At 69.8% G+C, this 8,733-nt stretch carries 9 protein-coding genes and 1 pseudogene; all 10 read right to left on the bottom strand.

The genetic code is table 11. From position 1 onward, the window contains the following. On the bottom strand, positions 1-607 hold a 607-nt coding region (locus tag V7Q81_RS12575; protein WP_333843816.1), incomplete at its 3' end, for a nicotinate-nucleotide--dimethylbenzimidazole phosphoribosyltransferase. A gap of 75 nt (positions 608-682) precedes the next feature. Then, positions 683-1,204 carry a bifunctional adenosylcobinamide kinase/adenosylcobinamide-phosphate guanylyltransferase gene (gene cobU, locus V7Q81_RS12570; protein ID WP_333843815.1) on the bottom strand — a complete coding sequence of 174 codons (522 nt, stop codon included), beginning with the start codon at positions 1,202-1,204 and terminating at the stop codon, positions 683-685. After that, positions 1,201-2,694 carry a cobyric acid synthase gene (locus V7Q81_RS12565; protein WP_333843814.1) on the bottom strand — a complete coding sequence of 498 codons (1,494 nt, stop codon included), beginning with the start codon at positions 2,692-2,694 and terminating at the stop codon, positions 1,201-1,203. Before V7Q81_RS12565 ends, cobU begins: the two co-directional genes overlap by 4 nt. Before the next feature lie 185 nt (positions 2,695-2,879). Next, complete coding sequence (locus V7Q81_RS12560) at positions 2,880-3,797, bottom strand: cobalamin-binding protein (protein ID WP_333843813.1); 918 nt, start codon at positions 3,795-3,797, stop codon at positions 2,880-2,882. Next, positions 3,794-4,810, bottom strand: a complete 1,017-nt coding sequence (gene cobD / locus V7Q81_RS12555) for a threonine-phosphate decarboxylase CobD (protein WP_333843812.1) — start codon at positions 4,808-4,810, stop codon at positions 3,794-3,796. The genes V7Q81_RS12560 and cobD overlap by 4 nt, the downstream gene beginning before the upstream one ends. After that, positions 4,803-5,726 (bottom strand): adenosylcobinamide-phosphate synthase CbiB, encoded by a 924-nt coding sequence (gene cbiB / locus V7Q81_RS12550; RefSeq protein WP_333843811.1) that lies wholly within the window; start codon positions 5,724-5,726, stop codon positions 4,803-4,805. The genes cobD and cbiB overlap by 8 nt, the downstream gene beginning before the upstream one ends. Further along, positions 5,726-6,343 carry a cob(I)yrinic acid a,c-diamide adenosyltransferase gene (gene cobO / locus V7Q81_RS12545; protein ID WP_333843810.1) on the bottom strand — a complete coding sequence of 206 codons (618 nt, stop codon included), beginning with the start codon at positions 6,341-6,343 and terminating at the stop codon, positions 5,726-5,728. Before cobO ends, cbiB begins: the two co-directional genes overlap by 1 nt. Then, a pseudogene (gene bluB / locus V7Q81_RS12540) lies at positions 6,340-7,020 on the bottom strand (5,6-dimethylbenzimidazole synthase). The gene cobO and the pseudogene bluB overlap by 4 nt, the downstream one beginning before the upstream one ends. Position 7,021: 1 nt before the next feature. After that, positions 7,022-7,873 carry a cobalamin-binding protein gene (locus V7Q81_RS12535; RefSeq protein WP_333843809.1) on the bottom strand — a complete coding sequence of 284 codons (852 nt, stop codon included), beginning with the start codon at positions 7,871-7,873 and terminating at the stop codon, positions 7,022-7,024. A 6-nt stretch (positions 7,874-7,879) separates the two neighbouring features. After that, positions 7,880-8,733 (bottom strand): cobyrinate a,c-diamide synthase (locus V7Q81_RS12530; RefSeq protein WP_333843808.1); only part of this gene is annotated, 854 nt, incomplete at its 5' end.

Below are 8,733 nucleotides of genomic sequence, written 5' to 3'. Positions count from 1 at the left end.
TGCCCGGACCGACCAGGCGCTCCGGTGCCTCGTCGAGCAGCGCGCAGGCGAGGGCCGTGGCGGCGGTGGTGTTGGCGATGCCCATCTCGCCGCCGATGAAGAGCGCCGCGCCCGCTTCCCGGGCCCGCAGGACCGCAGCGCGGCCCGCTTCCAGAGCGATTTCGCGCTGGGCTGCGGACATGGCCGGTTGCCGGCAGAAGTTGGCGGTTCCCGCACCGGCGCGGCAGGAGATGACACCGGGCAGCGGCCCGGGATCGCGCACCGTGCCCACGTCCACCACTTCCAGCTCGGCGTCCAAGTGCCGTGCCAGCACCGCGATGGCGGCCCCGCCCCGGGCGAAGTTGCGCACCATCTCCACCGTCACCGTCTGGGGAAAGGCGGACACGCCCTCCTCGGCGACGCCGTGATCGGCGGCGAAGAGCGCGATACGCACCCGCTCGAGGCAAGGCCGCTCCCGCCCCTGCAGACCCGCCAGACATACGGCCAAGTCCTCCAGCCGGCCCAGAGACCCGGGGGGCTTGGTCAGATGCGACTGGCGCGCCCGCGCCGCTTCTCGAGCGCTGCGATCCACCGGCGCGGCCGGCGCCATGATCCATGACGAAGACATGTATCTACTCCTTGTCGAGGGCGACTGCGGTGACGCACCCGGCAATCCCATCGCTGGGCTCGGGCATGCTACGCCTCACGGCACGGCCCCTTTCAGCACAAGGGGAAGCCCTGCCACGGTGAGGATCACCCGGTCGCAGAGGACAGCCAGGCGCTGGTGCAGCGCTCCCGCTTCGTCGCAAAAGCGACGGGACAGGGCTCCCGCGGGGATCACCCCGAAGCCGGTTTCGTTGCTCACCAAGATCAGCTGGCCCGCAAGCCCGGGCAGCGCGGCGAGAAGCGCCTCGCGCTCCCGCACAAGCGCCTCCATCTCGCTGCCGAGCAGCAGATTGGCGAGCCAGAGGGTGAGGCACTCCACCAGCAGGCAACGGTCTTCGCGACCATGGGCGAGTAGGGCATCGGCCAAGCGTAGCGGCTCCTCCACCGTGATCCACTGCGCTGGCCGCCTCCGGCGATGGGCCTCGATGCGCCGGGCCATCTCCTCGTCGCCGGCCGTGGCGGTGGCGAGGTACACCACTTGAAGCCCGCTCTGCTGCGCCAGCCGTTCCGCCAACCGGCTCTTGCCCGAGCGCACACCGCCCAGGATGAGGGTTTTCATGGGACCACCTCGCTCCCCGTCGGCCGGCTCGCCTGCGCGTCCCCGCCGAGGAGTGCCAGGATGCGGGCCATGTCGAGATGTGCTTCGCACGCATCGGCCAATCGCTCGAGGGCCGCCTCCCGCAGCGCGGCGTAGTCGAACGCCTGGGGCGCCGCGAGACCCGCCCAGGCAAGCAGGGCCTTGCAGGCGGGAGGCGACTCGAACAGGCCATGGAGATAGGTGCCGAGGATCTGGCCATCCTCGGAAACGGCCCCATCGGAGCGGCCCTGCAACGCTACCAGCGGCCGGGCGAGGGCGGGGCCGCGGCTTACGCCGCAGTGGATCTCGTAGCCGGTCACGGGAACGCCGCCGAGGACCAGCGTGCCGTGTACGTTGGCGAGGCGCTTTTCCGCTTCCAGCACCGTGTCCATGTCCAGGAGCCCGAGTCCGGGGCTCGTGCCGGGCGGGCCCTCCAGGCCCAAGGGATCGGAGAGCGTGCGGCCCAGCATCTGGAAGCCGCCGCACAGGCCGATGAGTTTGCCGCCGTAACGCAGGTGGCGCCGAATTGCCTGCTCCCAGCCGTTCGCCCGCAGCCACTGGAGGTCCGAGCGCACGCTCTTGCTGCCGGGCAGGATGAAGAGATCCGCGGGTGGCACCGCCTCGCCCGGGCCCACGAAGCGAACCTCCACCCGCGGATGCAGCCGCAGGGGATCGAAATCCGTGTGGTTGCTGATGCGGGGAAAGACCGGCACCACGACTCTGAGCGCATCGGGGTCCTTGGCAGCCTGGGAGGCATCGATCGCGTCCTCGGCGTCCAGATGCAGCCCGTGCAGATACGGGAGCACCCCCAGCACCGGGCGAGCGGTACGGTCCTCCAGCCATCGCAGGCCCGGCTCGAGGAGCCTGCGATCGCCGCGGAAGCGGTTGATTACAAAGCCCTGCACCCGATCCTGCTCGGAAGGAGAGAGCAGCTCAAGCGTGCCCACCAGGTGGGCGAACACGCCGCCCCGGTCGATGTCGGCGACGAGAAGCACCGGGCAGTCGACGCTTTCCGCGAAGCCCATGTTGGCAATGTCGTTCTCCCGCAGGTTGATCTCGGCAGGACTGCCCGCCCCCTCTACCAGCACCACCTGGTAGCGCGCGGCCAGACGGCGGAACGATTCCAGCACCGCCGCCCGGGCCCGGGCCTTGTAGGCGTGGTAGTCCAGGGCGTCCATGGTGCCGATGGCGCGCCCCTGGATGATCACCTGGGCGCCCACGTCCGTGTTGGGCTTGAGCAGCACAGGGTTCATGTCGGAGGTGGCGGCAACGCCCGCGGCCTGGGCCTGCAGCGCCTGGGCGCGGCCGATCTCGCCCCCGTCTGCGGCCACCGCGCTGTTGAGGGCCATGTTCTGGGGCTTGAAGGGTGCCACCCGCAGCCCGCGCCGGGCAAGCGCCCGGCACAAGCCCGCCACTAGCGTGCTCTTGCCGGCATCCGAGGTCGTGCCCTGGATCATCAGCGTGCGCGCCATGATCTCATTTCGCATCGTTTCCATTGCGTCGTTTGGGCAGGGTGCGCCTGGACACACCGCTCGCGCAGATCCGCTCTCCCCTGTCGGTGCGCTTTGGCGGGGCTCAGCGCACCTTTGCGGCGTTGCGTTACAAGCTTTTTCTGCATCTTCGGGCCTCAGTGTTGAGCCATCCCGGCTCCCGCCTTTCAGCGTCGCGCCTGGGGGCGGCGGGCGCGCACCGCCTCCAGCGCCTGGCACAGCCGCTCGGCACCCTCCAGGATGCGAGGCGTCGCCCGCTGCAGCAAATCGGAAGGCACGAACACCAAATTTCCTTGCTTGACCGCCTCGATCTGGGGCCAGCGCCGCCAGCCCTCGAGCCACTGCGGGTAAGCTTCCCCCATGCCTCCGGCCACGATCACCTGGGGGTTGGCGAGCAGCACCGATTCCACGTTGAGGATGGGCGTGAGGGTGGGGACCGAGGCGACCACGTTGCTGCCGCCGCACAGCTCGATCACGCGGCTGATGAGATGCTCTCCGTTCACGCTCATGAGGGGTCGGTCCCAGATCTGGTAGAAGACCGACACCCGCGGCGCGCCTCCGTAGCGGGATTCAAGCCGGCGCCAGCGGTCGCGGAAAGCGGCAGCCGCCCGCTGCGCCTGCGCCGCGGTCCCCGCCAAGGCGCCCAGGCGCTCGAGATTGGTCGCCACCTGCTCGAAGGTGCGGATCTCGGTCACGTAAAGGACGAGCTTGAGCTCGCGCAGCTGCGCGAGCACGCGCGGATCGTTGCCGCTCGCCCAGCCCACCACCAGGTCCGGCGCGAGGGCCAGGATGCGCTCTGGGTCCGGAGAGACGTAGCTGCCCACCCGGGGGATGGCCTTCGCCTCGGGCGGGTAATCGCTCCACTGCACGGCGCCCACCACGGCCCCTCCGGCGCCGGAGGCAAACAGCAGCTCCGTCGCGTGGGGGGCGAGGCTCACGATGCGCCGTGCGGGCTGGGCGAGCCGCACTTCGTTGCCCCCATCGTCGCGCACCACGATGTCGGCCTGGGCCGCCGCCGCGAGCAGCCAGACGAACAGCGCGCCCGCCCAGCGCTGCGCCCTCATCAGCCTGGCGGTACCCATCATCCCCTCAGCCCCGCAAGCCGGGGCGCGGCGCAGCGCGCCCATTCTTCCAGGGCAAGCGCCAGGCGCTTCCACTGCTCAGCGTCGCCCGGAAGACCAAAGCGCAGCCCTGGAGGAGTGGCAAAAGCGCGCACAAGGATGCCTCGCTGGGCGAAGAATTCCTCAGCTTCCGCAGCGATGGGAGTCTGCACCCACTGGAACAAGGCCGTGCCCCCGCTCGGGGTAAGGCCCGCCGCTGCGAGCTGTCGGGCGAGCCGCCCGCTCGCAGCGGGGAGCGTGCGCCGCATCTTCTGCTGCCAGCCGGTGTCGGCGAGAGCCGCGGCAGCCACCCAGCGCGACGGGTTAGCCACCGCCCACGGGCCCAACGCTTCCTCCAGCCTGGCGAGAAGCCTCGGTTCGCCCAGCACGAAACCCACGCGAACGCCCCCGAGGCCGAAGAACTTTCCCAGGGAGCGCAACACGATGAGCCCCGGCGTACCGGCCAGCGGCGCCAGGCTCTCCCCGGGCGTCGCGTCCATGAAGGCCTCGTCCACCACGAGCCAGCCATCCCGGGCCGCCAGCGTCTTGCACCACGTAAGCAAGGCCTCGCGGCCGAAACGCTCGCCGGTGGGATTGTTGGGATGGATGAGCACCAACACGTCCGCTGCGGCAACTGCGGCGTGCACGTCGGCCGCCGGGACACCCACCACCTCATGCCCCGCCTCGACCCAGACTCGGCGATGCTCCCCATAGCCCGGCACCAACACCGCGACGCGCCCTCGGGGCCGCAGCCGGGGCAGCGCCTGGATCGCCGCCTGGGTTCCAGGAACAGGCAGCAGGCAAGGGGCGCCGTAATAGGCCCGGGCCGCCTCTTCCAGCCCGTCCCCCCCTTCCGGCAATCGCCGCCAGCGCTCCGCCGGCACCGGAGGCACGGGCCAGCCGTAGGGGTTGAGGCCGGTGGAAAGGTCGACCCACTGCGAGAGCGGGATGCCGTAGCGTTGCGCCGCCCGGCGCAGTTGGCCACCGTGCTCAAGCACTGATCGATGCACCTGTCATTAACATGACCAGCCACAGCCCGGTGCCGCGCTTGACCAGCGCCGTCGCTCGCTCAATGTCGGCAACACCGGGAGCGACTCCCTCCCCCAAAGTCGGGCGCTTCTTCAGCGCCCCGTGGTAGCGGGCCGGCCCACCCAGCTTGAGCCCCAAAGCCCCCGCGCCGGCGGCCATGACCGGGCCCGCATTGACGCTCTCCCACGCGCCCCCCTGGGTCCGCCAGCAGCGCAGCGCACACGCGAAGCGGCCGAGGGCGGCGTAGGTGAGCGCCGTCAGGCGCGCCGGCAGGTAATTGAGCCCGTCGTCGAGCCGCGCCGCCGCCCAGCCGAAGTGAACATACCGCGGCGTGCGATAGCCCCACAAGGCATCCAGGGTGTTCACCAGGCGATACAGGACCACGCCCGGCGCCCCGGCCAGGGCGTACCAGAACAGGGCCCCGAAAACGGCATCGTTGCCGTTCTCCAGCACCGACTCCACCGCCGCACGCGCCACGTCTTCGGGCTGCATCGCTCCCGTGTCTCGGCTCACCATGTCCCCGACGCGCCGGCGTGCTTCCTCCAGCGCGCCCGCCTCCAAGGCGTTCGCCACGCGCCGGGCATGCTCCTCCAGGCTTCTGCCGCCGAGAGCGAGATAGAGCAGCACGGTCTCTGCGGTGACTCCGATCCAAGGCTCCTGGACTGTCGCCCACCACGCCGCGGCGAGAAAAGGTAGGACCGCGAGCGCGAGCGCCGCGCCTCCCCGCCCGCGCCGCGCCGCAGCGCCAGCGTCCGGGCCGCCGTAGAGGGCACGCTCGATGCCGCTCGCGAGCCGCCCGAACCCCACCAGCGGATGGAAGCGCCGAGGCTCCCCGAGCAGCCGATCCAGCACCACCGCGGCGAGGGCCACCCAGGCCGTCTGCATCACAGCTCGATGCCTTTTTGCGCCCTGACGCCGGCCTCAAACGCGTGCTTGACCGCACGCATCTCGGTCACGGTGTCGGCCACGGCGACGAGCTCGGGCCCCGCCCCACGGCCGGTGATGATCACGTGCTGCCCGGGCGGCCGCGCCCTAAGCGCTGCGATGACCTCCCCCACCGGCAGATGGCCGTACTTGAGCACGAGGGCGAGCTCGTCGAGCAGCACGAGCCCGCACGAGGAGTCCTCGAGCATGGTTCGGGCTTTCTCCCACGCGGCCCGGGCGGCGCGCCTGTCCCTCTCTCGATCCTGAGTCTCCCAGGTGTAGCCCTCGCCCATCACGTGGAAATCCACTTCCGGGAAGCGGCGAAAGAAAGCCGCCTCTCCGGTGACAAAGCGGCCCTTCATGAACTGCACGACGCCCACTCGCATGCCATGGCCCAGGGCACGAGCCACCATGCCGAAGCCCGAACTGGACTTGCCCTTACCGTTGCCGGTGAGGACCACCACGACGCCCCGGTCCTCGCTTGCCCGCGCGATTCTCGCTTCCATCAGCGCTTTCTTACGCGCCATGCGCCGGCGGTGGCGCTCAGCGAAATCCGGCTTCTCGGCGCCTTCGTTCACCTGCGTCCCTCGTCGCTGCCTTTTCCCGGCAATCGTCCCCAGGCGTTCTCGTACACCAGCGCTGACAGCGCCACGCGCTGGGCCCAGCCCGCCTTTTCCAGCATAGGCCGATCGTCAAAGGCCTCCACGTGGCCTACGCACAGGATTGCCACCGGCTTGCTTCATTCGGGCATGGCAAGCAGCCGGGCAAGCGCCTGCGGATCGAACAGGGACACCCACCCCACGCCCAGACCCTCGGCCCGGGCCGCAAGCCAGAAATTCTGGATCGCGCAGGCAACCGAACACAGATCCATCTCCGGCAGGCTGCGCCGCCCGAATACATGCCGCTCCCGCCCCGCCATCAAAGCCACCACCAGCAGCTCGCCGCATTCGCGCACCCCTTCCACTTTGAGCCGCAGGAATTCGTCACCGCGCTCCCCCAAGGCTTGGGCAGTGCGGCTACGCTCTTCTTCCACCAGCCGGTGGATGTCGGCTCGCAGGGTCGGGTCGGTCACCCGCACGAAGCGCCACGGCTGCATGTACCCTACGCTGGGGGCAAGGTGAGCAGCCGTCAGCAGCCGTGCCAGAAGCCTTGGGTCCACGGGATCGGGGAGAAAGTGGCGCACGTCCCGCCGCTCGGCGAGCACGCGATATACCGTTTCGATCTCCCCATCGCTGTAGCGGTGTCGCTCGCCCACCTCACCCCTCCGACCAACGCCGGATGATCTGGTGCAGCTGGCGCAGACCGTCCGTGAGACACGCCGGCCCCGGCTGCAGGATGTCGGCCGATTTGATCTCGTAGAGGTGGCCATGCCGCACGGCTGGCACGTCCTGCCATCCGGGGCGCGCCGCCACCTGCTCGGGACGGAATTTCTTACCACACCAGGAGCCGATGATGATGTCAGGTGCCCGCCGCGGCACCTCCAGGGGATCGGCGATCACCCGATGGCGGGCCAGGGGCTGCCGGGCGAGCTCCGCAAAGCAGTCGATGCCGCCGGCCATCTCGATCAGCTCTGACACCCAGCAGATACCCGAGATCTGGGGGCTATCCCATTCTTCGAAGTAAACCCGCGGGCGACGGGGGAGCGCGTCGGCTTGCCGCCGGACCGCCTCCATGCCCGCCTCCAGCCGTGCGATCAGCGCCTCGGTCTTTTCTCGGGCACCCACCATCGCACCCACCGTGGCGATCATGGACAGGATCTGCTCAACCGAACGCTGGTTGAAGATGCACACGCTGACGCCCCGGCGGATGAGCTCGGCGGCAATCTCGGCCTGAAGGTCGGAGAAACCGAAGACTAAGTCGGGAGCCAAATCCAGGATCCTGTCGATCTTGGCGCGGGTGAAGGCCGATACCTTGGGCTTTTCCTTGCGGGCGCGGGCCGGGCGCACGGTGAAGCCGGAAATACCTACGATGCGCTGCTCTTCCCCCAGGAGGTAGAGGGTCTCGGTCGTCTCCTCGGTCAGACACACGATACGGCTCGGCAGGCGCGCCCCGATCGGCGCGCCGTGAGCGAGATTGCGGGAGCCGGGGAGCGGTTCGCTCTGGGCCATCTTCGTTCACGGCTTGAGAAAGGCCGCCACGGCGCGCGGGTTGGACGGGAAGTAGAAGTGCACGTAGGAGGCGGTGAGCCGTCCGATCCGGTAGACCCCCTCCCCGGGATCGCCCCGGGGCGTGGTGGCCTGGGCCCAGGGCCCGAGCGGGGTAGTAAGCCGGGAATGGTGAAAGGTATGCCCCCGCAGGACCCCGTCGGGCGTTTGGACCTGTTGCAGCCCAATGGCGGCGAGCCGCTCCTGCATCACCGCTTCGCCCGGCACCAGGCCCGCCATGGGGGCGCGCCGCCCGGCATAGGTGAGCGCTTCCAGCAAGTAGAGCATGCCCCCGCACTCGGCGAGGATGGGGCTGCCGCGCTCATGATGGGCCCGCAGCGCCCGCTTCATGCCTTCGTTTCCCGCGAGCCGCTCCAGGTGCAGCTCCGGGTAACCTCCCGGCAGCCAGAGGCTATCCACGGGCGGCAAAGCGTCATCCTTCAAGGGAGAGAAAAAAATGAGCTCGGCACCCAGCTGGCGCAGCAGCTCCAGGTTGGCCGGATAAAGAAACGAAAACGCGGCGTCCCGGGCAACCCCGACGCGCACGCCTTGCAGCAGGCGTTCCCCTTCCGCAGTCGCCGGCGCGGCAAAAGTTACCGGCGATGGCAGCGGCGCCGCCCCGGTGGCTGCCAGGGCTTGCGCCGCCCCATCGAGCCGGCCGTCCAGGTCGCCGATTTCCTGGGCTTGGAGCAGCCCGAGGTGCCTGTCGGGAAGCGCCACATCCGCGCGGTCCGTCACCGCGCCGAAAAACCTGAGCTCGGGCGGCAGGCCCGCCTTCAGGAGCTCGACATGGCGCGGGCCTCCCACTCGGTTGGCCACCACCC

The sequence above is a fragment of the Pelomicrobium sp. genome (genome assembly GCF_036803785.1).
Taxonomy (GTDB): domain Bacteria; phylum Pseudomonadota; class Gammaproteobacteria; order Burkholderiales; family UBA6910; genus Pelomicrobium.
Note: the sequence above shows the minus strand (reverse complement) of the source record. Positions and strands in the feature narration are given on the sequence as shown.